The organism is Pseudomonas sp. DW-iso3 (assembly GCF_058725305.1).
Map to the genome: position 1 here is coordinate 67,665 of NZ_JBZXDZ010000010.1, position 25,395 is coordinate 93,059.

At 60.3% G+C, this 25,395-nt stretch carries 22 protein-coding genes and 2 tRNA genes; 14 read left to right on the forward strand and 10 right to left on the reverse strand.

Features of this window, described 5'->3' with window-relative positions; all coding sequences use genetic code 11:
• Positions 1–87: 87 nt before the first annotated feature.
• The gene (locus AC4PS7_RS26025; RefSeq protein WP_010207980.1) at positions 88–1,326 is read right to left on the reverse strand and encodes a transporter associated domain-containing protein; all 1,239 of its coding nucleotides are present in this window, start codon (positions 1,324–1,326) and stop codon (positions 88–90) included.
• A gap of 12 nt (positions 1,327–1,338) precedes the next feature.
• A complete protein-coding gene (locus AC4PS7_RS26030; RefSeq protein ID WP_016977712.1) occupies positions 1,339–2,151 on the reverse strand; it encodes a cytochrome C assembly family protein in 813 nt (270 codons plus the stop codon).
• A 220-nt stretch (positions 2,152–2,371) separates the two neighbouring features.
• Between AC4PS7_RS26030 and ffh the strand changes: the two genes are divergently transcribed.
• The 11 genes from ffh (at position 2,372) to AC4PS7_RS26085 (ending at position 11,780) form a co-directional block, all read left to right on the forward strand.
• Positions 2,372–3,748: a signal recognition particle protein gene (gene ffh, locus AC4PS7_RS26035; RefSeq protein ID WP_010207982.1), complete on the forward strand. Its 1,377-nt coding sequence runs from the start codon at positions 2,372–2,374 to the stop codon at positions 3,746–3,748.
• A 250-nt stretch (positions 3,749–3,998) separates the two neighbouring features.
• On the forward strand, positions 3,999–4,250 hold the full coding sequence (rpsP, locus tag AC4PS7_RS26040; protein WP_003175899.1) for a 30S ribosomal protein S16: 252 nt from the start codon (positions 3,999–4,001) through the stop codon (positions 4,248–4,250).
• 5 nt (positions 4,251–4,255) lie between these two features.
• Entirely contained in the window at positions 4,256–4,792 is a 537-nt protein-coding gene (gene rimM, locus AC4PS7_RS26045) for a ribosome maturation factor RimM (protein WP_010207983.1), read from the forward strand.
• Positions 4,774–5,547 carry a tRNA (guanosine(37)-N1)-methyltransferase TrmD gene (trmD, locus tag AC4PS7_RS26050; RefSeq protein WP_016977714.1) on the forward strand — a complete coding sequence of 258 codons (774 nt, stop codon included), beginning with the start codon at positions 4,774–4,776 and terminating at the stop codon, positions 5,545–5,547. The genes rimM and trmD overlap by 19 nt, the downstream gene beginning before the upstream one ends.
• Before the next feature lie 45 nt (positions 5,548–5,592).
• On the forward strand, positions 5,593–5,943 hold the full coding sequence (gene rplS / locus AC4PS7_RS26055) for a 50S ribosomal protein L19 (RefSeq protein WP_003175895.1): 351 nt from the start codon (positions 5,593–5,595) through the stop codon (positions 5,941–5,943).
• 82 nt (positions 5,944–6,025) lie between these two features.
• The gene (locus AC4PS7_RS26060) at positions 6,026–6,439 is read left to right on the forward strand and encodes an acyl-CoA thioesterase (RefSeq protein WP_010207985.1); all 414 of its coding nucleotides are present in this window, start codon (positions 6,026–6,028) and stop codon (positions 6,437–6,439) included.
• Between the two features lie 143 nt (positions 6,440–6,582).
• Positions 6,583–7,479, forward strand: coding sequence for a site-specific tyrosine recombinase XerD (gene xerD, locus AC4PS7_RS26065; protein WP_010207986.1), 897 nt, complete (start codon positions 6,583–6,585; stop codon positions 7,477–7,479).
• A 141-nt stretch (positions 7,480–7,620) separates the two neighbouring features.
• Positions 7,621–8,352 (forward strand): thioredoxin fold domain-containing protein, encoded by a 732-nt coding sequence (locus AC4PS7_RS26070; protein WP_010207987.1) that lies wholly within the window; start codon positions 7,621–7,623, stop codon positions 8,350–8,352.
• A 129-nt stretch (positions 8,353–8,481) separates the two neighbouring features.
• Entirely contained in the window at positions 8,482–9,786 is a 1,305-nt protein-coding gene (locus AC4PS7_RS26075; RefSeq protein ID WP_010207988.1) for a homoserine dehydrogenase, read from the forward strand.
• A 67-nt stretch (positions 9,787–9,853) separates the two neighbouring features.
• Positions 9,854–11,263 carry a threonine synthase gene (thrC, locus tag AC4PS7_RS26080; protein ID WP_010207989.1) on the forward strand — a complete coding sequence of 470 codons (1,410 nt, stop codon included), beginning with the start codon at positions 9,854–9,856 and terminating at the stop codon, positions 11,261–11,263.
• A 232-nt stretch (positions 11,264–11,495) separates the two neighbouring features.
• On the forward strand, positions 11,496–11,780 hold the full coding sequence (locus AC4PS7_RS26085; RefSeq protein ID WP_010207990.1) for a DUF3509 domain-containing protein: 285 nt from the start codon (positions 11,496–11,498) through the stop codon (positions 11,778–11,780).
• Between the two features lie 170 nt (positions 11,781–11,950).
• Here the strand turns inward: AC4PS7_RS26085 and AC4PS7_RS26090 are convergent, their stop codons facing one another.
• Both AC4PS7_RS26090 and AC4PS7_RS26095 read right to left on the reverse strand, forming a co-directional pair.
• Positions 11,951–12,814, reverse strand: coding sequence for a TIGR02285 family protein (locus tag AC4PS7_RS26090; RefSeq protein WP_044287820.1), 864 nt, complete (start codon positions 12,812–12,814; stop codon positions 11,951–11,953).
• 16 nt (positions 12,815–12,830) lie between these two features.
• Positions 12,831–14,030: a CaiB/BaiF CoA transferase family protein gene (locus tag AC4PS7_RS26095; protein WP_021492258.1), complete on the reverse strand. Its 1,200-nt coding sequence runs from the start codon at positions 14,028–14,030 to the stop codon at positions 12,831–12,833.
• Positions 14,031–14,166: 136 nt separating this feature from the next.
• On the opposite strand from AC4PS7_RS26095, the gene AC4PS7_RS26100 reads away from it, so the two are divergent.
• Together AC4PS7_RS26100 and recJ are read left to right on the forward strand one after the other, a co-directional pair.
• Positions 14,167–14,709 carry a YaeQ family protein gene (locus tag AC4PS7_RS26100; RefSeq protein ID WP_010207993.1) on the forward strand — a complete coding sequence of 181 codons (543 nt, stop codon included), beginning with the start codon at positions 14,167–14,169 and terminating at the stop codon, positions 14,707–14,709.
• A 60-nt stretch (positions 14,710–14,769) separates the two neighbouring features.
• The gene (recJ, locus tag AC4PS7_RS26105) at positions 14,770–16,479 is read left to right on the forward strand and encodes a single-stranded-DNA-specific exonuclease RecJ (protein WP_492179821.1); all 1,710 of its coding nucleotides are present in this window, start codon (positions 14,770–14,772) and stop codon (positions 16,477–16,479) included.
• Between the two features lie 137 nt (positions 16,480–16,616).
• Here the strand turns inward: recJ and AC4PS7_RS26110 are convergent, their stop codons facing one another.
• The 4 genes from AC4PS7_RS26110 to AC4PS7_RS26125 all read right to left on the reverse strand — a co-directional run bounded on the left by AC4PS7_RS26110 (position 16,617) and on the right by AC4PS7_RS26125 (position 21,171).
• Positions 16,617–17,891, reverse strand: a complete 1,275-nt coding sequence (locus tag AC4PS7_RS26110) for a virulence factor family protein (protein ID WP_010207995.1) — start codon at positions 17,889–17,891, stop codon at positions 16,617–16,619.
• A complete protein-coding gene (mprF, locus tag AC4PS7_RS26115) occupies positions 17,891–20,533 on the reverse strand; it encodes a bifunctional lysylphosphatidylglycerol flippase/synthetase MprF (protein WP_492179822.1) in 2,643 nt (880 codons plus the stop codon). Before mprF ends, AC4PS7_RS26110 begins: the two co-directional genes overlap by 1 nt.
• A 278-nt stretch (positions 20,534–20,811) precedes the next feature.
• Positions 20,812–20,888, reverse strand: a tRNA-Met gene (locus AC4PS7_RS26120).
• 206 nt (positions 20,889–21,094) lie between these two features.
• Positions 21,095–21,171, reverse strand: a tRNA-Met gene (locus tag AC4PS7_RS26125).
• Positions 21,172–21,450: 279 nt separating this feature from the next.
• Between AC4PS7_RS26125 and dinB the strand changes: the two genes are divergently transcribed.
• Positions 21,451–22,509 (forward strand): DNA polymerase IV, encoded by a 1,059-nt coding sequence (dinB, locus tag AC4PS7_RS26130; RefSeq protein ID WP_010207998.1) that lies wholly within the window; start codon positions 21,451–21,453, stop codon positions 22,507–22,509.
• A 130-nt stretch (positions 22,510–22,639) separates the two neighbouring features.
• Here dinB and AC4PS7_RS26135 read toward each other — a convergent pair whose 3' ends face one another.
• Together AC4PS7_RS26135 and AC4PS7_RS26140 are read right to left on the reverse strand one after the other, a co-directional pair.
• Positions 22,640–23,593 carry a hypothetical protein gene (locus tag AC4PS7_RS26135; protein WP_010207999.1) on the reverse strand — a complete coding sequence of 318 codons (954 nt, stop codon included), beginning with the start codon at positions 23,591–23,593 and terminating at the stop codon, positions 22,640–22,642.
• A gap of 20 nt (positions 23,594–23,613) precedes the next feature.
• A complete protein-coding gene (locus tag AC4PS7_RS26140; RefSeq protein ID WP_010208000.1) occupies positions 23,614–25,329 on the reverse strand; it encodes a proline--tRNA ligase in 1,716 nt (571 codons plus the stop codon).
• Positions 25,330–25,395 lie beyond the last annotated feature (66 nt).

The following is a 25,395-nucleotide window of genomic DNA, read 5'->3' on the forward strand; positions in this document are numbered from 1 at the left end:
TGCCTGCGATAAGATCACCTCGCTTTCACTGAATGACCGAGGTGTCTGCATCGCAGGCAAGCCAGCTCCCACATGGACCGAGTTGATTCAGGCAGCGACCGGCATCCGGCTGGTGTGCCAGATCAGCACCTTGCTCACGCGGTTGTCCTCGGTCTCGAGGATTTCCAGGCGGTAGCGACCGATTTTCAGGCAGACCGCGCAATCCGGGATGGTCTCCAGTGCTTCGGTGACCAGGCCGTTGAGGGTCTTGGGGCCGTCGCTGGGCAGGTGCCAGTTCAGGCTTTTGTTCAGCTCGCGGATCGAGGCGGCGCCATCGATGATGTAGCGGCCGTCCGGCTGGGGCTCGATATGCGGGTTGTCAGCACTCTGCTCGCTTTCGAATTCACCGACGATTTCTTCGAGGATGTCTTCCAGGGTCACGATACCCAGCACTTCGCCGTATTCATCCACCACCATGCCCAGGCGGCGTTGTTGCTTGTGAAAGTTCAGCAACTGCAGTTGCAGGGGTGTGCTTTCCGGGACGAAGTAGGGTTCGTGGCAGGCGGCGAGCAACGCTTCCTTGGTCAGGCTGGCGTCGGGCAGCAGGTGCTGGATCTGCCGGGTGTTGAGCACCGCCTGGACCTGGTTGATGTCGCTGTGGAACACCGGCAGGCGCGTACGTTGGGAGGTGCGCAATTGCTCGATGATCTCTTCGATCGAGTCATCCAGGTTGATGCCGTCCACTTCACTGCGTGGCACCAGGATGTCGTTGACGGTGATGTTGTCCAGGGCGTGGATGCCGGGCATGCCTGGGGTGCGGCTTTCGTCGGACTCGGGCTCTGGCTCATCGTCATGGTCGGGCAGCGGTTCGTCGCTCTTTTTCACCACGCCGGATTTACGTGCGAATGGGCGCAGCAGCAACAGGCTGATGCCATTGAGCAGCCAGGCCAGCGGGTAGAGGATTTTCAGCGGCACGCCCAGCAGCGTGTTGCCAAAGCCCAGCACGGCTTGCGGATGGCGGACGGCGAGGGCACGGGGCAGGTAATCGGCCAGAATCAACAGGATTGCGCAGGAAATCATCCAGCCGAGCCAGGGCCCGTTCTGCGCCCAGGCGTAGATCGCCAGTAGCGTGCAGAGGATCACCACGGCGGCGCGACACAGGCTGTTGCACAGGATCAGGCTGTGGCGTGGGAAGCTTAGCCGGGCGGCTGCCTTGTCACCCTGGCGTGTACCGGGGCGCAGGGCCAGCAGGTGTTGTTGCGCGGCTTCAATGGCGGTGAACAGTGCGGCCCATAAGACCAGCAGGGCGATTACCGCGAGCATCGGCTCCAGGGGCAAGTTGTCCATGATCGCTGCCCGTCAGATGTGCAGGATATATTCGCGGACCAGCTTGCTGCCGAAATAGGCCAGCATCAGCAGGCAGAAGCCCGCCAGGGTCCAGCGAATTGCCTTGTGCCCGCGCCAGCCGAGCCGGTTGCGGCCCCACAGCAACACACTGAACACCACCCAGGCCAGACACGCCAGCAGGGTCTTATGCACCAGGTGCTGGGCGAACAGGTTTTCGACGAACAGCCAGCCGGAGATCAGCGACAGTGACAGCAGGGTCCAACCGGCCCACAGGAAGCCGAACAGCAGGCTTTCCATGGTTTGCAGCGGCGGGAAGTTCTTGATCAGCCCCGAGGGATGCTTGTGCTTGAGCTGGTGGTCCTGCAGCAGCAGGAGCAGGGCCTGGAACACCGCGATGGTGAACATGCCGTACGCCAGGATCGACAGCAGGATGTGCGCGAGGATGCCCGGCTCTTCATCAATGACCTGCACCGTGCCGGTAGGGGCGAATTGCGCCATCAACACGGTCAGCATTCCCAGCGGGAATAACAGCACCAGCAGATTCTCGACGGGAATCCGGTAGCAGGCCAGCAAGGTCAGCGCGATGACAGCGGCCGCGATCAGGCTGGCGGCGCTGAAAAAATCCAGGCCCAGGCCGACGGGTGTCATCAAATGGGTAAACAGGCTGGCAGCATGGGCCAGCAGGGCGAGAACGCCAAGGCCTACGAGCAGGCGTTTGTCCGCCTTGGCGCCTTGGGCCAGACGAGTGCCCTGATAGAGAGTCGCAGCGGCATACAAGATGGCGGCGGCGAGGCTGGGTAGCAAACTGGGTGACAAAGGGAGCATAAATCCTGTTAGGCAAGCCCGAAAGGCGCTGAGTTTGGCATACCCCCGCGTAACACGAAAGACTCTCAGGCCAGACAGCGGGTGTGCATGGCGGCAGTCTTCGCTATAATCCGCGACCTGCCCACGCCGCAGGCTCGCCGAGCGCTGTTTTTAATAGCGATTTACCACAGCCTGGGCCGCCATTACCTCGGTCTATGAATAGGGCCTGAAAGGATCGCGCATGTTTGAAAATCTGACTGACCGTCTCTCGCAGACGCTGCGCCATGTAACCGGCAAGGCCAAGCTGACCGAGGACAATATTAAAGACACCCTGCGTGAAGTGCGCATGGCGTTGCTGGAAGCCGACGTGGCCTTGCCGGTGGTGAAGGACTTCGTCAACTCGGTCAAAGAGCGCGCGGTGGGCACCGAAGTGTCCCGCAGCCTGACCCCGGGCCAGGCGTTTGTGAAGATCGTCCAGGCCGAACTCGAAAGCCTGATGGGCGCGGCCAACGAAGACCTGAACCTCAGTGCCGTGCCACCTGCCGTTGTGCTGATGGCCGGTCTGCAAGGTGCGGGTAAGACCACCACCGCCGGCAAGCTGGCGCGCTTCCTTAAAGAGCGCAAGAAGAAGTCCGTGATGGTGGTGTCGGCCGACGTATACCGTCCGGCTGCTATTAAACAGCTGGAAATGCTCGCTGGCGAAGTAGGGGTGACCTTCTTCCCGTCCGATCTGAGCCAGAAGCCGGTCGACATCGCCAACGCGGCTATTAAAGAGGCCAAGCTCAAGTTCATCGACGTGGTCATCGTCGATACCGCCGGTCGCCTGCACATCGACGAAGAGATGATGGGCGAGATCAAGGCGTTGCATGCCGCGATCAACCCGGTCGAGACGCTGTTCGTGGTCGACGCCATGACCGGCCAGGATGCGGCCAACACCGCCAAGGCCTTCGGCGACGCGTTGCCCCTGACCGGTGTGATCCTCACCAAGGTCGACGGTGACGCCCGTGGCGGTGCTGCGCTGTCGGTGCGTGCCATCACCGGCAAACCGATCAAGTTCATCGGTATGGGCGAGAAGAGCGACGCGCTCGAACCGTTCCATCCTGAGCGTATTGCTTCGCGCATCCTCGGTATGGGCGACGTGCTCAGCCTGATCGAGCAGGCCGAAGCCACGCTCGATAAGGACAAGGCCGACAAACTGGCCAAGAAGCTGAAGAAGGGCAAGGGCTTCGACCTCGAAGACTTCCGCGACCAGCTGCAGCAGATGAAGAACATGGGCGGCCTCGGCGGCCTGATGGACAAACTGCCGAACATCGGCGGTGTGAACCTGGCGCAGATGGGCAATGCCCAGGGCGCGGCAGAGAAGCAATTCAAGCAGATGGAAGCCATCATCAACTCCATGACCCCGGCCGAGCGCCGTGACCCTGAGCTGATCAGCGGTTCGCGCAAACGTCGGATCGCCATGGGTTCCGGCACCCAGGTGCAGGACATCGGTCGCTTGATCAAGCAGCACAAGCAGATGCAGAAGATGATGAAGAAATTCTCTGCCAAGGGCGGAATGGCCAAGATGATGCGCGGCATGGGCGGTATGTTGCCCGGCGGTGGCATGCCGAAAATGTAAAGTATTCGCGCGCAAGCACGCTTGCGCTCCGACCCACAGGGACGTGGGATCTCCAGCAAACCCGCCGTTGGCGGGCGCTGACTCGCCGTTTTAACCGACGGCTCTATAGCAGATCTGAGTGGCACGCTGATAGGCGCCAGAAAAAGACATTTGCAAAAGTCCGGATATTCCTTAGAATATGCGGCCTTTCGGGCACCTATGCCCGCTGTGCATTTAGATTTGCAGCACCGACTACAGGAACGATGTTCACATGCTAACAATCCGTCTTGCCCTTGGCGGCTCCAAAAAGCGCCCGTTTTACCACTTGACCGTAACCGACAGCCGCAACCCGCGCGACGGTTCGCACAAGGAACAGGTTGGTTTCTTCAACCCTGTTGCTCGTGGTCAAGAAGTTCGTCTGTCCGTGAACCAAGAGCGCGTAGCCTACTGGCTGAGCGTGGGTGCACAGCCATCCGAGCGCGTAGCAAAACTGTTGAAGGACTCGGCTAAGGCCGCAGCCTGAGCAATATGAACGCGACGCCAGCTGTTGCTGATGATTTGATCGTTATCGGCAAGATTTACTCTGTTCATGGCGTTCGCGGCGAAGTGAAGGTGTATTCCTTTACTGATCCGACTGAAAACCTGTTGCAGTACAAGACCTGGACGCTCAAGCGCGAGGGTAGTGTGAAGCAGGTTGAGCTGGTCAGTGGACGCGGGAGCGATAAGTTCCTGGTCGCAAAGCTCAAGGGTCTTGATGATCGTGAGGAAGCTCGTCTTCTGGCCGGTTATGAGATCTGCGTGCCGCGCAACCTGTTCCCTGAATTGACCGACGGCGAGTACTACTGGTACCAGCTGGAAGGTCTGAAGGTTATTGATCAACTCGGGCAATTGTTCGGGAAAATCGATCATCTTCTGGAAACCGGCGCCAATGATGTAATGGTGGTCAAGCCTTGCGCTGGCAGCCTGGATGATCGCGAACGTCTGTTGCCCTATACGGCGCAATGTGTGTTGGCCGTCGACCTGGCCGCGGGCGAGATGAAGGTGGAATGGGACGCGGACTTCTAAGCGTGGCTAATTTGCGCATTGAAGTGATCAGTTTGTTTCCCGAGATGTTTTCCGCCATCAGCGAGTACGGCATCACCAGTCGGGCGGTGAAACAGGGGCTGTTGCAGCTCACCTGTTGGAACCCGCGAGACTACACGACGGATCGACATCACACTGTGGACGATCGCCCATTTGGCGGTGGCCCGGGCATGGTGATGAAGATCAAGCCCCTGGAAGACGCATTGGTTCAGGCCAAGGCCGCCGCCGGGGAGAAGGCGAAGGTAATTTACCTGTCCCCTCAAGGCCGTCAGCTGAAACAGGCTGGGGTGCGCGAACTGGCGAATGAGGAAGCACTGATCCTGATTGCCGGTCGCTATGAAGGCATTGACGAGCGGTTTATTGAAGCTCATGTCGATGAAGAGTGGTCGATTGGGGACTATGTTCTGTCTGGCGGCGAGCTGCCGGCGATGGTCCTGATAGATGCGGTTACACGACTGCTGCCTGGAGCTTTAGGGCATGCGGACTCCGCGGAGGAAGACTCCTTCACGGATGGTTTGCTGGATTGCCCGCACTACACCCGACCGGAGGTGTATGCGGATCAGCGTGTTCCCGACGTATTGCTAAGTGGCAATCACGCACACATCCGGCGTTGGCGTTTACAGCAGTCCCTTGGTCGGACCTATGAACGACGCGCCGATCTTCTGGAAAGCCGCTCGCTTTCTGGAGAAGAGAAGAAGCTGCTCGAGGAATACATCCTCGCGCGGGACGATAGTTAACAACGTATCGATGGTAGGTCCATTGACTTACCTTAGGAGCACAGCATGACTAACAAAATCATCCTTGCACTCGAAGCAGAGCAGATGACCAAAGAGATCCCTACCTTTGCCCCGGGCGACACCATTGTCGTTCAGGTGAAAGTGAAGGAAGGCGACCGTTCGCGTCTGCAAGCGTTCGAAGGCGTGGTAATCGCCAAGCGTAACCGTGGTGTGAACAGTGCTTTCACTGTTCGTAAAATCTCCAACGGTGTTGGCGTAGAGCGTACTTTCCAGACCTACAGCCCGCAAATCGACAGCATGGCCGTCAAGCGTCGCGGTGACGTACGTAAAGCCAAGCTGTACTACCTGCGTGACCTGTCCGGTAAAGCAGCTCGCATCAAGGAAAAACTGGCTTAAGTCCAGCTTCCCGATGCAGAAAAAAGCAGCCTACGGGCTGCTTTTTTGTGCCTGAAATTTGTCTATTTACCGGTATTTATGCATGACCACCCGCTTCGAAGAAATCCAGCGCCGTACCGACCTTTCCGTGACTCACGTGACCAAGGCCGTTTTTCCGCCGACCACCAACCACCACAACACCTTGTTTGGCGGCACCGCCTTGGCGTGGATGGATGAAGTGTCGTTCATTACCGCCACGCGCTTTTGCCGCTTGCCGCTGGTAACGGTGTCTACTGACCGTATCGACTTCAATCACGCGATCCCGGCAGGCTCCATCGTTGAGCTGATTGGCCGTGTGATCAAAGTCGGTAACACCAGCCTCAAGGTCGAGGTGGAAGTATTCGTCGAGAGCATGAGTGCTGATGGTCGCGAAAAGGCGATCCAGGGCGTGTTCAGCTTTGTCGCGATTGATGCCGACAAGCGGCCTGTCCCGGTATTGCCTGGGTTTGTTGACTGATCCTGAACCGCTGTCGAAGGCAAGCCAGCGCCCACATTGAATCAGTGTTGTTCAATCGATCAGGCAAGACACAAAACCCATGTGGGAGCTGGCTTGCCTGCGATAGGATCTACCCGACACTCCAGTCATCAGCTTGAGCCCATATGCCCGCCATTGACCACCCCCTGATCGACCGCTTCCTCGACGCCCTGTGGCTGGAAAAAGGCCTGTCGGACAACACGCGTCAGGCTTACCGCAGCGACCTGGCCCTGTTCAACGGCTGGCTGCAGGAAAAAAACCTTGAGTTGGTCAACGCTGGCCGTGAGCTGATTCTCGACCACCTGGCCTGGCGCCTTGAGCAAAACTACAAGCCCCGTTCCACCGCAAGATTTCTCTCTGGGGTGCGTGGCTTTTATCGCTATCTGTTGCGTGAAAAACTGATAGCAGTCGATCCGACTCTCCAAGTCGACATGCCTCAACTAGGTAGGCCTCTTCCTAAATCTCTGTCAGAAGCCGACGTGGAAGCCTTGTTGGCGGCCCCGGACCTGAGCGAAGCCATCGGCCAGCGCGACCGCGCGATGCTCGAAGTGCTGTACGCCTGCGGCCTACGGGTGACCGAGTTGATCAGCCTGACCCTGGAGCAAGTCAACCTGCGTCAGGGCGTGCTGCGGGTGATGGGCAAGGGTAGCAAGGAGCGACTGGTGCCCATGGGCGAGGAGGCGATTGTGTGGGTCGAGCGCTACATGCGTGATGCCCGCAGTGAGCTGCTTGGCGGACGCCCCAGCGACGTGTTGTTTCCCAGCCTGCGCGGCGAGCAGATGACCCGGCAGACGTTCTGGCACCGCATCAAGCACCAGGCCAAGGTCGCCGGCATCGGCAAGGCCTTGTCGCCCCACACGTTGCGCCATGCGTTCGCCACGCATTTGCTCAACCACGGGGCGGATTTGCGCGTGGTGCAAATGCTGCTTGGGCACAGCGACTTATCCACAACCCAGATCTACACCCACGTGGCGCGTGCACGCTTGCAGGATATGCACGCCAAGCACCACCCGCGAGGCTGAAAACCGCCAATTTGTCCCGCCACGGGCTGCCCTGCGGCCCAACTGTGGTAGGCTTTGCCGGTTAGCAAAGGGGACGGCCCAGCGCTGTGTTTTTCCAAGCAGTATTCCTTCCCGTCCCTGCATCTGCCTTCAGGAGTTCCCATGCGCTTGACCCAGATTATTGCCGCCGCAGCCATTGCGTTGGTTTCCACCTTTGCGTTCGCCGATGACGCTGCCGAGCAGACCATCCGCAAGAGCCTGGCCAACCTGCAACTCGATACCCCGATCGAAAGCATCAGCGCCAGCCCGATGGCCGGCCTGTATGAAGTCAAGCTCAAGGGCAGCCGCGTGCTGTATGCCAGTGCCGACGGCCAGTACATCGTCCAGGGCTACCTGTTCCAGCTGAAGGACGGCAAGCCGGTCAACCTGACCGAGAAAGCCGAGCGCCTGGGCGTGTCCAAGCTGATCAACGGCATTCCGGTAGCGGAAACCGTGGTTTACCCGGCCATCGGCGAGACCAAGACTCATATCACCGTGTTCACCGACACCACCTGCCCGTACTGCCACAAGCTGCACGCCGAAGTGCCTGCGCTGAACAAGCTGGGCGTGGAAGTCCGCTACGTCGCGTTCCCGCGCCAGGGCCTGGGCTCGCCGGGTGACGAGCAGTTGCAAGCGGTGTGGTGCTCGGCCGACAAGAAAGCGGCCATGGACAAGATGGTCGACGGCAAGGAAATCAAGGCGGCCAAATGTGCCAACCCGGTTTCCAAGCAGTTCGCCCTGGGCCAGTCCATCGGCGTGAACGGTACGCCGGCTATCGTTTTGGCGGACGGCCAAGTGATTCCGGGCTACCAGCCAGCGCCACAAGTTGCCAAACTGGCGCTGAGTGCCAAATAAACCAGCATCGTCGAACCTTTGACGATCATGGCTCGCGGATAAGTCGGCGGGCCATTAATTGAAAGCCGCAGTCGTGCGGCTGTTTTCCACGGCCGACCTAGCGTCGGCCGTTTCATGGGGAGTTCTTCAGTGAAACCGGTCAAAGTAGGCATCTGTGGGTTAGGGACCGTCGGTGGCGGCACCTTCAACGTACTTCAGCGTAACGCTGAGGAAATTTCCCGCCGTGCAGGTCGCGGGATTGAAGTGGCGCAGATTGCCACGCGTTCGCCAAAGCCTCAGTTCGAAACGACCGGTATTGCGATTACCAACGATGTCTTCGCCGTTGCCACCAACCCTGAAATCGATATCGTCATCGAACTGGTCGGCGGTTACACCGTGGCCCGTGAGCTGGTGCTCAAGGCCATCGAGAACGGCAAGCACGTGGTCACCGCCAACAAGGCGCTGATTGCCGTGCACGGCAACGAGATCTTCGCCAAGGCGCGTGAGAAGGGCGTGATTGTTGCGTTCGAAGCCGCCGTGGCCGGTGGCATCCCGGTGATCAAGGCGATCCGTGAAGGCCTGTCCGCCAACCGCATCAACTGGGTGGCCGGCATCATCAACGGCACCGGCAACTTCATCCTCACCGAAATGCGCGAGAAGGGCCGTACCTTCGAAGACGTGCTGGCCGAAGCCCAGGCCCTGGGTTACGCCGAAGCCGACCCGACCTTCGACGTGGAAGGGATCGACGCGGCGCACAAGCTGACCATCCTGGCGTCCATTGCCTTTGGTATCCCGCTGCAGTTCGACAAGGCCTACACCGAAGGCATCACCAAGCTGACCACCGCCGACGTGAACTACGCCGAAGCCCTGGGCTACCGCATCAAGCACCTGGGCGTGGCGCGTAGCACACCGGCGGGTATCGAGCTGCGTGTGCACCCGACCCTGATCCCGGCCGACCGCCTGATCGCCAACGTCAATGGCGTGATGAACGCCGTGATGGTCAACGGTGATGCGGCAGGTTCGACGTTGTTCTACGGCGCCGGCGCCGGCATGGAGCCCACCGCTTCGTCGGTGATCGCCGACCTGGTCGACGTGGTTCGCGCCATGACCAGCGACCCGGAAAACCGCGTGCCGCACCTGGCCTTCCAGCCGGATTCGTTGTCGGCCCACCCGATCCTGCCGATCGAAGCCTGCGAAAGCGCTTACTACCTGCGCATCCAGGCCCAGGATCACCCGGGCGTGTTGGCCCAGGTGGCGAGCATCCTGTCGGAGCGCGGTATCAACATCGAGTCGATCATGCAGAAGGAAGTCGAGGAGCAAAACGGCCAGGTGCCGATGATCCTGCTGACCCACCGCGTGCTCGAGCAACACATCAACGATGCCATCGCCGCCCTGGAAGCCCTGCAAGGCGTGGTCGGCCCGGTGGTGCGGATCCGCGTCGAACACCTGAACTAATGGTTTTGCTGCAAGGGCCCCGCAGGTTCGGCGGCCCTTGTTCAAGAATGCTCTAGAGGAGCCAGTCATGCGTTATATCAGCACCCGCGGCCAGGCACCGGCCCTGAATTTCGAAGACGTTCTGCTGGCAGGCCTTGCCACTGACGGCGGCCTGTACGTGCCGGAAAACCTGCCACGCTTCACCCAGGAAGAAATCGCTTCGTGGGCCGGCCTGCCGTACCACGAACTGGCGTTCCGGGTGATGCGCCCGTTCGTCACCGGTAGCATTCCGGATGCGGACTTTAAAAAGATTCTGGAAGAAACCTATGGCGTGTTTTCCCACAACGCCATCGCACCGCTGCGTCAACTGAATGGCAATGAGTGGGTCCTGGAGCTGTTCCACGGCCCGACCCTGGCGTTCAAGGATTTTGCCCTGCAACTGCTGGGTCGCCTGCTCGACTACGTGCTGGAGAAGCGCGGCGAGCGCGTGGTGATCATCGGCGCCACCTCCGGTGACACCGGCTCGGCGGCCATCGAAGGGTGCAAGCACTGCGAAAACGTCGACATCTTCATCCTGCACCCGCACAAGCGCGTGTCGGAAGTGCAGCGTCGCCAGATGACCACCATCTTTGGTGAAAACATCCACAACATCGCGATCGAAGGCAATTTCGATGACTGCCAGGAAATGGTCAAGAACAGCTTCGCTGACCAGAGCTTCCTGAAGGGGACGCGCCTGGTGGCGGTGAACTCGATCAACTGGGCGCGGATCATGGCCCAGATCGTTTACTACTTCCACGCGTCCCTGCAGTTGGGCGGTCCGGCGCGTTCGGTATCGTTCTCGGTGCCGACCGGCAACTTCGGCGACATCTTCGCCGGTTACCTGGCGCGCAACATGGGCCTGCCGATCAACCAGTTGATCGTTGCTACCAACCGCAACGACATCCTGCACCGCTTCATGAGTGGCAACCAGTACGTCAAGGAAACCCTGCACGCGACCCTGTCGCCGTCCATGGACATCATGGTCTCGTCGAACTTCGAACGCCTGCTGTTCGACATGCACGGTCGTAACGGCGCGGCCATTGCCGGCCTGATGGATAACTTCAAGAGCGGCGGCGGTTTCAGCGTTGACGAAGAGCGCTGGACCGAAACCCGCAAGCTGTTCGACTCCCTGGCCGTGGATGACGCCCAGACCTGCGAAACCATCGCAGAAGTCTACGCCCAGACCGGCGAGCTGCTTGACCCACACACCGCCATCGGCGTGAAGGCTGCCCGTGAGTGCCGTCGCAGCCTGGACATCCCGATGGTGATCCTCGGTACTGCACACCCGGTCAAATTCCCGGAAGCGGTGGAGAAGGCCGGCGTTGGCAAGGCGCTGGAGTTGCCGGTGCACCTGGCTGACCTGTTCGAGCGTGAAGAGCGTTGCACAGTGTTGCCGAACGACTTGAAGGCGGTGCAGGCGTTTGTGAGCCAGCACGGCAACCGTGGTAAGCCTTTGTAAGGCGAATCGCGCAAACAAAAACGCCGCTTGCCCTTCCTTTGGGCCGCGGCGTTTTTTGTTTATGGGCAGCCGTTTTTTCCCTGTCATGTTGCAAGCGCATGCTGGAATCCGTCACCCCCTGACGGCCCCATAAAGACGATAAAGCGAACTTTCCTACGTCACAAACAGTCACTTAGGATAGATGCAGCTCCCGTTGAAACGATTGTTCCCGAACTATTGAGTGGTGATCGAGATGGAAAGTATCAGCCTATTGCTCGAAGAAGCACTGAGCCCCTATCAGGTTACGCTGACCACCTCTGGTGTGCAGGACGAGTGCCTGGTATCCGTGAAGAATCCTGGCGGCGCCATCGTGGTCGAGCGTGAAGTCGACCGCGCCCAATTGATGGACAAACGCATGCTGGTGGATGTCGTGGATTGCCTGCTGCGCGACATCAAAATTGCTGAAGGGCGTCTGGAACCCTCGGTCATTGCAGCCTTGCGCAACGCAGCCCAGACCCGCAGCGCCACTGCCGCATGAAGAATTGTTTAGCTGTGGAAACTTCCTACACTGTGGTCGGTCAGATTTCGTAACAGCAAGAGCAAGCATTGTGCTCCGGTGTTTGTGGCTTGTTGTACTGGTCTTTACTGATCACGTTTAACCCCGAAGTGTCTCCCCACGCTCCGGGGTTTCTTTTTGCCCGGGATTTGTCAAGGCGCGTCCTGGTAGAACAGCGGATGGTCGTGCAAATACTGCGCACGCAGTGCCGGATCCAGCCAGGCGGCGTAGGCGTGCAGTAGCTGAGCCTGCGGTAGTTCACCCACTACCTGGTTGATGCGCTGGATCGCCTGGTGACCCTGGGGCGTGTCCGAGCAACCGATATGGATACGCTGATAGGGCGTGGCACCGGCAATCGGATAGAACGCCAAGGCCTGCGGGTCGATACCCTGGTGCAGGGCGTGATAGCGGATTTCGGTCCAATAGCCCAGCACTGCCTCCAACCGCCCCAGGCGTTGCATTTGCAGCAGGCTACCCAACGCATCGTTGCCGTAGTGCATCACGCGTTTGTGGGCGTCGGTGTGTTCCAGCACGCCATCGATGAACGCACCGTAGCTGCGCTCGGCGACAACGCCCAGCCGGGTGTGGTCATCCTGCAGGATCGCCGTCAGGTCGACCCGTTCCTGAGCGACCAGCGGCGCCAGCACCTCACGGCGATCCTGGCGCACCACCACGCCGTTGCTGACGATGGAAAACGCCGGGCGCGAATACACCACCCACTTGGCCCGCTCTGCGGTCCACAGCATGGTGGGGTCGCAGGTGAAGGCGGGTGCCTGGAGCATCTGCAAGCCGCGTGCGCGGTTGACGTGCAGCACCTTGTGCCGGTACTCGGGCAGGCGTTCCATCAGCATCGGCAGCAATTCGTCGATGGCGCCCTGGCCTTTTTGCGGGCCGTCGAAGATGGTCAGCGGCGGCAGGTCGCGGATCAGCCAGGTCAAGGTTTCGGCCGCCTGGGATGCCAGCGGCAAACACACCAGCCAAGGGCCGCACAGGCCCAGGAGCCAGCGACGCAGCATTAGCGTGGACACGCCATCAGATCGCGCCTTGTTCACGCAGGCGCGTGATCGCTGCTTCGTCGTAGCCCAACTCATTGAGCAGCACGTTGTTGTGCTCACCCAGTTGCGGCCCGACCCACTCGCAGCTGCCCGGTGTGTCCGACAGCTTGGGCACGATGCCCGGCATCTTGAAATCCTTGCCACCGGGCAGCTTGGCCTTGAGGAACATCTCCCGCGCAAGAAATTGCGGGTCTCCCAGCATGTCCTCGGCGCTGTAGATGCGGCTGGCGGGGACCTCGGCCTGGTTCAGCTGCTCGACCACCTGATCCAGCGACAGCGAGTTGACCCAGCGATCAATCACCCCGTACAGCTCATCGCGACGACCATCACGCCCGTCATTGCTGGCAAGCTCTGGATCATTGGCCAAATCCTCACGACCGATGGCAAGCATGAAGCGCTTGAAGATCGCATCGCCATTGGCGCCGATCTGCACATGCTTGCCGTCGGCGCTGGTGTGGATCGATGACGGTGTGATGCCGGGCATGATGTTGCCGGTGCGTTCGCGAATAAAGCCGAACACGTCAAACTCCGGGATCATGCTTTCCATCATGGCGAATATGGCTTCATACAGCGCCACATCCACCACCTGGCCCTGGCCTCCGTTGACTTCGCGATGACGCAGCGCCATCAGTGCGCCGATCACCGCCCACAACGCGGCAATCGAGTCGCCGATGGAAATCCCGGTACGCACTGGCGGGCGGTCTTCAAAACCAGTGATATAGCGCAGCCCGCCCATGGACTCACCCACCGCACCGAACCCCGGCTGATCTTTCATCGGTCCGGTTTGGCCAAAGCCAGAGAGACGTACCATCACCAGCTTGGGGTTAAGGGCATGCAGGGTCTCCCAGCTCAGGCCGAGCTTTTCCAGTACGCCAGGGCGGAAGTTTTCGATGAGGATGTCGGCGTCCGCCAGTAACTGCTTGAGGATCGCCAGGCCGTCCGGGTGCTTGAGGTTGAGGGTCAGCGACTTTTTGTTGCGCGCCTGCACGAACCACCACAGCGAGGTGCCTTCATACAGCTTGCGCCATTTGCGCAGCGGGTCGCCGCCGTCAGGCGATTCGACCTTGATCACCTCGGCGCCGAATTCCGCACAGATGCGTGAGGCAAACGGGCCGGCGATCAGGGTACCGAGTTCGATGACTTTGAGGCCGGCAAGCGGTTTGGCGTTGAACGACATGAGGATCCTTGTCTGCGCAGGGTGTTGGTGTGATGCCTTTTAACATAGGCGAGTAGACCAGGGCAGCGCAGGATTCGTTGAATCGCCTCGCCATCGGTTAGACTGACCGCCTTTCCCTGTCTCTAGAAGCCCGTTCATGGCCCAGCCGTCCACGACCTACAAATTCGAACTCAACCTCACCGACCTTGATCGCTCGGTGTACGAGAGTGTCAAACAGACCATCGCCCGCCACCCGTCGGAAACCGAAGAGCGCATGACCGTGCGTCTGCTGGCCTACGCCCTCTGGTACAACGAGCAATTGTCGTTTGGCCGTGGCCTGTCAGATGTAGACGAGCCAGCCCTGTGGGAAAAAAGCCTGGATGACCGGGTTCTGCACTGGATCGAAGTCGGCCAGCCTGATGCCGACCGCCTCACCTGGTGCTCGCGTCGCACCGAACGTACCAGCCTGCTGGCCTACGGCAGCTTGCGCGTGTGGGAAGGCAAGGTGGTGCCGGTGGCGAATAACCTGAAAAACGTACACATCGCCGCCGTGCCCCAGGAGGTCTTGGAGACCCTGGCCAAGGACATGCCCCGCGTCATCAAGTGGGACGTAATGATCAGCGAAGGCACCCTGTTCGTTACTGACGATCGTGGCCAGCATGAAGTGCAGTTGCAGTGGTTGGTCGGCGAACGCGGTTGATTGGATCGCCGCCGGTCACCTGTTTTATTTCCGTTTCAGAAGAGAAGTCTCCGTCACCCCATGCGTATCGATCCTCGCCCGTTGCCCGCCGTCCTGCCGTTTCTCGGTGAATTGCCGCCACTGCTGACCCGTCTCTACGCCGCACGCGGAGTGCAGTCCGAAGCCGAGCTGGACAAAAGCCTGGCGCGGTTGATCTCCTACCAGCAGCTCAAGGGCATCGACGCGGCGGTGGACCTGCTGGTGACGGCGTTAGAGCAGCGCCAGCGCATCCTTATCGTCGGCGACTTTGACGCCGATGGCGCCACCGCCAGCACCGTGGGCACCCTGGGCTTGCGTTTGCTCGGTGCGGCCCATGTCGACTACCTGGTGCCCAACCGTTTCGAATACGGCTACGGCCTCACCCCGGAAATCGTCGCCGTGGCGCTGCAGCGCGCGCCGCAGTTGCTGATCACGGTGGACAACGGCATCTCCAGCGTCGAAGGCGTGGCGGCGGCGAAGGCGGCGGGGTTGCAGGTGCTGGTGACGGACCACCACTTGCCCGGCGATGAGTTGCCAGCGGCGGATGCCATCGTCAACCCGAACCAGCCTGGCTGTGAATTCCCGAGCAAAGCCTTGGCCGGCGTGGGCGTGATTTTCTATGTGCTGATGGCGCTGCGTGCGCGCCTGCGCAGCTTGGGCTGGTACGACAACACGCCACAACCCAACATCGGTGAATTGCTCGACCTGGTTGCCCTGGGCAGCGTCGCCGACGTAGTGCCCCTGGACGCCAACAACCGCATCCTGGTGCATCAAGGCCTGGAGCGTATCCGCGCCGGACGCGCGCGGCCGGGGATCAAGGCGATTTTGGAAGTGGCCAAGCGTGATGCTGCGCGTATCACCTCCACCGACCTGGGTTTTATCCTTGGCCCGCGCTTGAACGCCGCCGGGCGCCTGGATGACATGAGCCTGGGTATCGAATGCCTGCTCACCACCGACTTCGCCGCAGCGCGGGAAATGGCCGCGCAACTGGACGGCATGAACCAGGACCGCAAGTCGATCGAGCAGGGTATGCAGCGCGAGGCCCTGGCCCAGCTCAAGGACTTGCCGGTGGAGTCCATGCCTTACGGCTTGTGCCTGTTCGATCCGGAATGGCATCAAGGCGTGATCGGGATTCTCGCGTCGCGTATGAAAGAACGTTACTTCCGCCCGACCATCGCCTTCGCCGACGCCGGTGATGGCTTGCTCAAGGGCTCAGGGCGCTCTGTGCAGGGGTTTCATATCCGCGATGCCCTGGCGGTGGTCGCGAGTCAGCATCCCAACCTGATCACCAAATACGGCGGCCACGCCATGGCGGCGGGGCTGACGTTGCCTGAGGAAAACTTCCCACTCTTTGCCGAAGCTTTTGATGCTGAAGTGCGTCGCCAACTGCGTGAAGAAGACCTGACCGGACGCTTGTTGTCCGACGGCACCCTGGCGGTGGAAGAGTTTCATCTGGAGCTGGCCCGCGCGTTGCGGCATGCCGGACCGTGGGGGCAGCACTTCCCCGAGCCGTTGTTTCACGGCGTGTTTCAACTGGTCGAACAGCGCGTGGTGGGGGAGCGGCACCTGAAGGTGGTGCTCAAGAGCGAATGCGGGTCCGTAAAGCTCGATGGCATTGCGTTTGGGGTGGACCGAGAGGTCTGGCCGAATCCGACCGTGCGGTGGGTGGAGTTGGCGTACAAGCTGGATGTGAACGAGTTTCGTGGGAATGAAACCGTGCAACTGATGATTGCCCACATCGAACCGCGCTAGCGTTCAGCGGCACCACCAGACAACTGTGGGAGCGGGCTTGCCCGCGAATACGGCGTGTCAGTCAATGTTCCTGTGACTGGTCCACCGCGTTCGCGGGCAAGCCCGCTCCCACATTTTTATCTGCGTACGGTCTTAAATTACTTGGCTTGGTGCTTCACGATGATATCCACCAAGCGCTTGGCCAGCGCCGGATAGTTCTCATCAAAGTGATGCCCACCGGGTAACTTCAACGCTTCACCCACCGCAGTCTTGTCCGTGCAGCCGCTCTCGTCGACTTCTTCCGCCCCGTAGATGCACACCACTTTCTCGGGCGGCAGCTTGGCCATTTCCGGGCCCGTGGCGGCTTCTTTGCCGGCGTTACCCAGCCAACCTTCTACTTCAATTTCGAAGCTGCCCGTGCGCGCGAAGGCCAGCAAGATAATCGCATCGACACGCTGCTGCTCGTTTTCCGGCAGACGGTTGTAGATGGCTGGCAACACATCGGCACCGAACGAATAACCGGTCAGCACGAAGCGCTTGGTGCCCCATTTCTGACGGTAGTGCTGCATCAGTTCGGTGAGGTCCTTGGCGCTTTGTTCCGGCGTCTTGTGCTGCCAGTAGTAGCGCAGGGTATCGATACCCACCACTGGGTAGCCGATCTTGGCCATTTCGCCGGCCACGTCGCGGTCCAGGTCGCGCCAACCGCCATCGCCGGAGAGGAACAGGGTGACGGTATCTTTCGCTTGGCCGGCCGGGACTTCCACCACCGGAATCGCCAGGCCGCCGTTGTCCGAACCTACCAATTGCTTGCGCAGCTCGTTGTTCAGCACTTGTGGGTAGTGAATGTCGTAGTCGCTGATGCTGGTGGTGGCGCGCGGCGTATCGCGTACGAAACTGGCGCTTTCATCGTCAGGGTTGTCGTTCCAGGCCACCAGCCAATTGCCGTGTGCGGCTGTCTTTGGCAGTGGGTCTTTGCAGCCTTCCTGGACCAGGGCGAAGCCAACGGAGATGGCGTTGGCCTTATCGTCGTTCTGGGTGGCCAGCCAGCGCCAGGCGAGAGCGGCGCCAGGGCCGATGCCGCTGACCAGGGTGGCTGGGCCCTTGAGTTGGCTCAGGGCGCCTTGCAGCGCTTGTTCCTGCAGCTTGCAGTCGTCCTTGGGCAGGATCACCTGGACAATCTGCGCCTTGCCGCCTTGGCTCAAGGCAATCAGTTGGCTGTCGGTCAGCATTTCATCAGGCATCACGGCCACCGCGACGCGTGCTTTCGGCGTGCCGTACGGGGTGACGCGGGTCATCACCGAACCGTCGGCCTGGGGCAGTTGCTCCAGGGTCGGCTGCGGGGCAGGACGGTTCCAGTACCAATAGCCGCCACCCAGGACCAGGGCGAGCAGCACTACGAAGGCCAATACATACCGCCAGGAGCGTCGAATCATCAGCGTTTCACCAATCCAGTCAAGCCGCCCGCGATCAGGGCGGCGGTATCGGCCAGTGCCACCAGCGGATCAAGTCCTGCGGGCACGGCCATGTAACGGGGTTCCCAGTCAGGCTGGAACTTGTCTTTGAAGCGGCGCAAGCCTTGGAAGTTATACAGTTGCTCGCCACGACGGAACACCATCGAACCCAGGCGCTGGGTCAGTGGGGCGCCGCGTCGTGGTTGCAGGCCCGACAACGGCACCATGCCGAGGCTGAAGCGGGCGTAGCCGTGACTCTTATAGTGTTGAATCAGGCCGACCATCATGAATTCCATGGTCAGCTTGGGCGCGTCCGGGTGAGCGCGCATCAGATCGAGACTGGCCAGGTCGTGGTTGTAGGTCTCGAGCAGGTTGGCGAAGGCCACTGGGCGCCCTTCGAAGCGAATGATCGCGATACGAAAGTGCTTGAGGTAGTCGTCGCTGAAGCGTCCCAGGGAAAAGCCCTTTTCTCGTACGTTCTTGCCGGTCAGCCAAGCGTCGGAGATCACCCTCAGCTCGTCCATTGGCGCGGTACCCGGTTCGCAGATCTCCAGGGACAGGCCGTCCCGCGAGCCACGGTTCCAGGTGTAGCGCAGGTCCTTCATCTCTTTGCCCTTGGCTTCCAGGTCAAAGCGTTTCAGGTCGACGCGGGCTTCTTCGCCCAACTTGATCGCAGTGAGGCCGATGTCCATATAGTAGGGCAGGTTTTCCGCTCGTACCTGATAGAACACCGGGCGCGCGTGGTGGATGTCGCACAGGTCGCGGAACTGCCAGATCATCTCCGCCCGTTGCTGGGTCGGGCCGATCGGGTCGTACAAGGCTACCAGGCTGCGGCCGCGACGGGCGTACATGAGGAAAGCTTCATCATTGGGATGGAACAGCAGCGCTTTGTCGCCGGTGAGCGCCAGGCCGCCGTCGGGCTGGGACGAGGCCATCAGGATCTTGCTGGCGCGCTCCAGTTCGTCCGGTGTCGGCAAGTGGATCACCGGCCGGGCGGTACGCAGCAGCCAGGTCAGCGACACGATCACCAGCACCACGGCGGCGCCCAGCAGCGAACGCAGGCCGCGTGGGGCGTTGGCGTCCAGGGTGAACTGCCACCACAGCTGATGGCTGTAAGGCACGTCTTGATAAGCGAACAGCAGCAACCAGATCGATGCCCCCAGCACGCAGACACTGGCCACCAAGTACAGCGGCGAGAAGGGCAGTTCGGTGAGGCGGCTGGCACGATAGAAAGAGCGCCGGAAGATGGCCAGCAGGATCGCGGTCATGGTCATCAGGCTGGCTTCTTCCCAGTCGAAACCCTTGAGCAGCGAGAGCAGGGCGCCCACCAGCAGCAACACCATGGTCAGCATCCAGGCAGCCGACAAGCGTCGGCGCAGACCCTGGGCCAGCAACAGGCACAGCACACCGATCAGGCTGGCGCCAAAGTGCGAAGCATCAATCAGGCGGTGGGGAATCAGGAAGCCGATGTTTTCCAGGCGTGAGTCGATTTCGGGCGTGGCGCCAGAGAACAGCAGGACCACGCCGGACAAAAAAACCAGGACGGCCAGTACTGGCGCTGCCAGCCCCGAGGCGACCCGCAGGCTTTGCTGGGTCTGGAACAGGCGCTGCGCTTCGTTGACCAACAGGAACACGCAGGCGATCAGCAGCGGCAGCACCACGTAGATCATGCGATACAGCAGCAGGGCGGCGGCCAATGGCGCGGCGCCCAATTTGTCGGCGAAGGCGGCCAGCAGGATCGCTTCGAATACCCCCACACCGCCGGGCACATGGCTGAGCACGCCGGCGGCCAGGGCCAGCAGGTACACCAGCAGGAAGGGACCGAACGGCGGCGCTTCCGGCAACAACATATATAGGACGGTCGCTGCGGCGGCCACGTCCAGCGCGGTAATGATCAGTTGCAGGAACGTCAGGCGGCGACCCGGCAGGCGCAAGGTGCGCCGGCCGGCTTTGACCAACAGGTTGTCCGGGTAGGGTTGTTCCGGCAGGCGACGGCGATAAATGCCGATGCACAACGCGGCCGATAACAACAGCACCGCGCCAGCAATACCGCCCAGCACAGCCTGCGGCAAATGCAGGTAAGTCGATGCGGCGGGCAGGTTGCTCAGTGTCGCCAATGCAGCCAGTGGCGGCAGTGCGGTGCCGAGAGCCAGACTGGCGAACACCGTCATGCGGGCGACTTCCGAAGCCCCGATGCCATGGCGTGCATATAAACGGTAACGCACCGAACCGCCGGAGAGCATCGACAGGCCAATCGCATTGCCGATGGCAAACGCCGTAAAGCCGCCCAGGGCGAGGGTCTTGGCGGGCAAGTTCACGCCCGCGTAGCGCGCCCCGGAAAATTCGTAGCCCAATAGAATGATGAAACCGGCGACGGCCGCCGCAAACGCGCCGAGCAAGGCCGGTTTGGGCACTTCCAGGATCGAGTCGTGGAGGGCGTAGAGGTCCAGCTCCAACAGAAGGTGTCGACAGGCGATCAGAGCGATGGCGAACAACAATAGGGTGACCGCCAGCCCGATGGGTTGCCGGTATTTGCTCACCAGATCCAGCCAGCGCAGACGGGTGGGTGTGATCGGTTGTTCTGCTGTGACAGTGTCTTTTGGTTCAGACGAGTTGGCGCGCATCAATCACCTCGTGGATTGTGCGCGACAGGATGGAGGTATCCAGCCAAGTTACCAATCCCTATGGACAAAATAATTACAAATATTAACGCGTATCACCGGGGGCGGCGACAGCGGCCATTGGTCGTAGAGGGTAGCGCTGAACATTCAGCATAGCGTGCGATGAGATGGACTCTACAAACCGCGTGCGGTTTCATGAAAGATGCCATGCCATTGTTTCAGAAGAACTTTTTCACCGGATACAAAAAAGGCCACTCTTTCGAGTAGCCTTTTTTGATGTTTGGTTGCGGGAGCCGGATTTGAACCGACGACCTTCGGGTTATGAGCCCGACGAGCTACCAGACTGCTCCATCCCGCGTCTGTGGGCGGCATTCTACAGCCCAGCGGCGGGGTGTCAACCGTTAATGAGTCGATGGGTCAAATAAGTGTGAAATGAGCGGTGAAGGTCGACTGCGAAGGGTAAGTGCGCGATGGGTAAAGGTTTTTTGTCTTACAATTTTTGTACAGGTACAAAACAGGCGCGCACAAAAAAGGCCACTCTTTCGAGTAGCCTTTTTTGATGTTTGGTTGCGGGAGCCGGATTTGAACCGACGACCTTCGGGTTATGAGCCCGACGAGCTACCAGACTGCTCCATCCCGCGTCTGTGTGTCGGCATTCTACAGAGGAACGCCGATGTGTCAACCTGTAAATAGAAGAAAAGCGCTTGTGGTTCAATCGGTTAGCTCTCCACAGTGGCCCCTCGATACCTCTCGGGCCCAGGCTGGCCGAGGGTTTCAGCTCTATCAGCGGGCCAAACTCGATTGAGAAAATAAATTCATCTGGGAGTTTTCCTACCGCTCAAGCGGAAGATTCAAACTACTGGTGCTATATACAGGTGCGAATGCGATACTGGCTACCCGTAGGTACACACCCCGTTTATATGACACAGCGCAAAATCATCCACGTCGACTGTGATTGCTTCTACGCCGCCATCGAGATGCGCGATGACCCGAGCCTGGCGCAAAAGCCACTGGCGGTGGGCGGTTCGGCGGACCGGCGCGGGGTGATCGCGACCTGCAACTACGAGGCACGTGCCTATGGCGTGCGCTCGGCCATGTCGTCACGCCATGCCTTGAAGCTGTGCCCGGACCTGACCATCGTCAAGCCGCGCATGGAGGCTTATAAGGAAGCGTCGAAGGAAATCCAGACGATCTTTCGCGACTACACCGACCTGATCGAACCGTTGTCGCTGGATGAAGCCTATCTGGACGTGTCCGACAGTTCGCATTTCGGCGGCAGTGCCACGCGCATTGCCCAGGATATTCGCCGCCGTGTTTCCAACCAATTGCACATCACCGTGTCCGCCGGCGTGGCGCCGAACAAATTCCTGGCCAAGATTGCCAGCGATTGGAAGAAGCCCAACGGACTCTTCGTGATCACTCCGGACCAGGTCGAAGACTTCGTCTCGCAATTGCGTGTGAGTAAGTTGCACGGTGTGGGCAAGGTGACGGCTGACAAACTGGCGCGCCTGGGGATCGAAGACTGCCTGCAGTTGCGCGAGTGGAACAAGCTGGCGCTGGTGCGCGAGTTCGGCAGTTTTGGCGAGCGGTTGTGGAGTCTGGCCCGTGGGATCGATGATCGTGTGGTGCAGAACGACAGTCGCCGGCAATCGATCAGTGTGGAGAATACCTACGACGTGGACCTGCCAGATCTTTCAAGCTGTCTGGCCAAGCTACCTGAGCTGATGGAAACCCTGGCTGGACGTATGGCGCGTATCGACAGCAGTTATCGTGCGGGCAAGCCGTTCGTGAAGGTGAAGTTTCATGACTTTACCCAGACCACACTGGAACAGGCGGGGGCGGGGCGGGACTTGGAGAGTTATCAACAGTTGCTGACGCAGGCGTTCAACCGGGGTGGGAAGCCGGTGCGGTTGCTGGGTATTGGCGTGCGGTTGCTGGATTTAAGCAACGGCAACGAGCAACTCGAATTCTCCTGGTAAAAACCGAAAACCAAATGTGGGAGCGGGCTTGCTCGCGAATACGGCGTGTCAGTCAATGTTGTCGTGACTGACCCACCGCATTCGCGGGCAAGCCCGCTCCCACATGTAGATCTACAACGTTCTTGAAGCCCTAGCGAGCGCCTGGATCGGCAACGAGACGCCCCGCATCCTTGGTCAGCGCCTGCAGGAATTCCTGCTGCAACTCGGGATCATTGCGGGTCAGTTCGATCAGGCTTTGTTCCAGTTCGCTGGCTTCTTCTTCCAGGCCCAGTTCAGACAAGCGTTTGACCCGATGTACCCACTGGCTGACTTCGTCGTCTTCCAAGTCGTCGTAGATCAGGCCGTGGGCTTCCAGCAGCTTGTTGCGCAAGGTGCTGCTGACAGCCAGCGTGGAATCCGAATGCACGTCGTCCTGGCCGTCTTCCACGCTGATCTTCAGCGTGGTGATGCGGTTCAGGTCTTGCTCGGCAAACGGGCTGTCCAACAGGTTCAGGCGCAAGACGCCGTTACGGTCGGTGGTCAGCTCATGGACTTGCTTGCCGGCAGTGACTTGCACCGGTCGTTCGCTCCAGGGCAGGCTCGAATACTCCACACGCTTGTCGCGCTGGACTTCATCGATACCCGCCAGGTTCTGTTGCGCACGGCCGTGGGACTGCACGTTCATGAACGGATTGAGGCCGTCCACGCCATAGGTCAGCCAGTCGCGCGTCACGCTGGTCGGCAGGTTGCCAAGGGCGAATACGTTCACCACATTGGCGCCCGCGCCGGCCACCAGGGCTACGGCACCCAAAGGCATCTCATAGAGTTTGCGCCAGGGTTGGTAGGGGGTGTAGCGGTCGTAACGACGGGTGACTTCGAACTCGGTGACCTCGAAGGTCTTCTGTTCGTGAATCCGTACCCGGCGTTGCGGCAGCTCCAGCACTTTGGGCTCGCCTACATCGATCTGCAGGCTGTGATCGAGCAACTTACGCTCGACCCGCTCCTCGTGCTCACTGCGTTGCGACATTTGGTTGGCGCAGCCGCTGACCAGCAGGGCGCCGCACAAGGCGGCGCCCCCCAGGGCTCTGGTGTTTCGCTTGAACATGACTTCTCTTGATCTGGTTTTCAGCGACGAATACGCGCCTGAAGGAAAGACAGCACGTCAGCCACCGGCAACGGTTGGGCTTCGGCTTCGGTCCGGCTCTTGTATTCCAGATTGCCATCGGCCAGGCCGCGGTCACTGACCACGATCCGGTGCGGGATGCCAATCAGTTCCATGTCGGCGAACTTGATGCCCGGGCTGGTTTTCTTGTCCCGGTCATCCAGCAGCACTTCAAAACCAGCAGCCGTCAGTTCGGCGTACAGCTTGTCGGTGGCTTCGCGTACTTGCTCGGTTTCATAGCGCAGCGGTACCAGGGCGACCTGGAACGGCGCCAGGGCGTCACTCCAGATGATGCCTTTGTCGTCGTTGTTCTGCTCGATGGCAGCCGCAACCACGCGCGATACGCCAATGCCGTAGCAACCCATTTCCAGGGTGATCGGCTTGCCGTTCTCGCCCAGCACTTCGCACTTCATCGCCTTGCTGTACTTGTTGCCCAGCTGGAAGATGTGCCCGACTTCGATGCCGCGCTTGATTTCCAGGGTGCCCTTGCCATCCGGGCTTGGGTCACCGGCGACCACGTTACGCAGGTCGGCCACGGTCGGAACGGGCAGGTCACGCTCCCAGTTCACGCCGAAGTAGTGCTTGTCGTCGATGTTGGCACCGATACCGAAGTCGCTCATCAGCTCGACCGAACGGTCGATGATGATCGGCAGCGGCAGGTTCAGTGGGCCGAGCGAACCGGCACCGGCGCCAATGGCGTCGCGCAGTTCGGCGTCGGTGGCCATGACCAGCGGGCTGGCCACGCCAGGTTGCTGGGCAGCCTTGATTTCGTTGAGTTCGTGGTCGCCACGGATCACCAGGGCGATCAGCTTGCCTTCTTCCTCGGCGCGCACGATCAGGGTCTTGATGGTCTTTTCAATCGGCAGATTGAATTTTTCCACCAGGGCCGCGATGGTCTTGGTCTCTGGCGTGTCCACCAGGCGCAGTTCTTCAGTCGGCGCAGGGCGGGAGGTTTCCCGCGGCACCGCTTCGGCTTTCTCGATGTTCGCCGCGTAGTCGGAACCGTTGCTGAAGACGATATCGTCTTCGCCGGACTCGGCCAGCACATGGAACTCATGGGAGCCGGCACCGCCGATGGAACCGTTGTCCGCTTCAACCGGGCGGAACTTCAGGCCCAGGCGCGTGAACACGTTGCAGTAGGCAGTGTGCATGCGGTCATAGGTGGCCTGCAGCGACGCCTGGTCGGCGTGGAACGAATACGCATCCTTCATGATGAATTCGCGGCCGCGCATCAAACCGAAGCGTGGGCGGATTTCGTCACGGAATTTGGTCTGGATCTGATACAGGTTCAGCGGCAGCTGCTTGTAGCTGCTCAGCTCGTTGCGCATCAGGTCGGTGATCACTTCTTCGTGGGTCGGGCCGGCGCAGAAATCGCGGCCATGACGGTCCTTGAAGCGCAGCAACTCAGGGCCGTACTCTTCCCAGCGCCCGGATTCCTGCCACAGTTCAGCCGGTTGGGTGCTCGGCATCAACACTTCCAGAGAGCCGGCAGCGTTCATTTCTTCACGAACGATGGCTTCGACTTTGCGCATCACCTTCAAGCCCATGGGCAGCCAGGTGTACAGGCCGGAGGCCAGTTTGCGGATCATGCCGGCACGCAGCATCAGCTGGTGGCTGATCACGACCGCGTCGGAAGGCGTTTCTTTCTGTGTGGCGAGCAAATATTGACTGGTACGCATGGTAGGCCGTTGTCGGTTGCTTGGACTTGAAATGACTCTGGATTGTACGGGCGCCGGCTGCTGGAG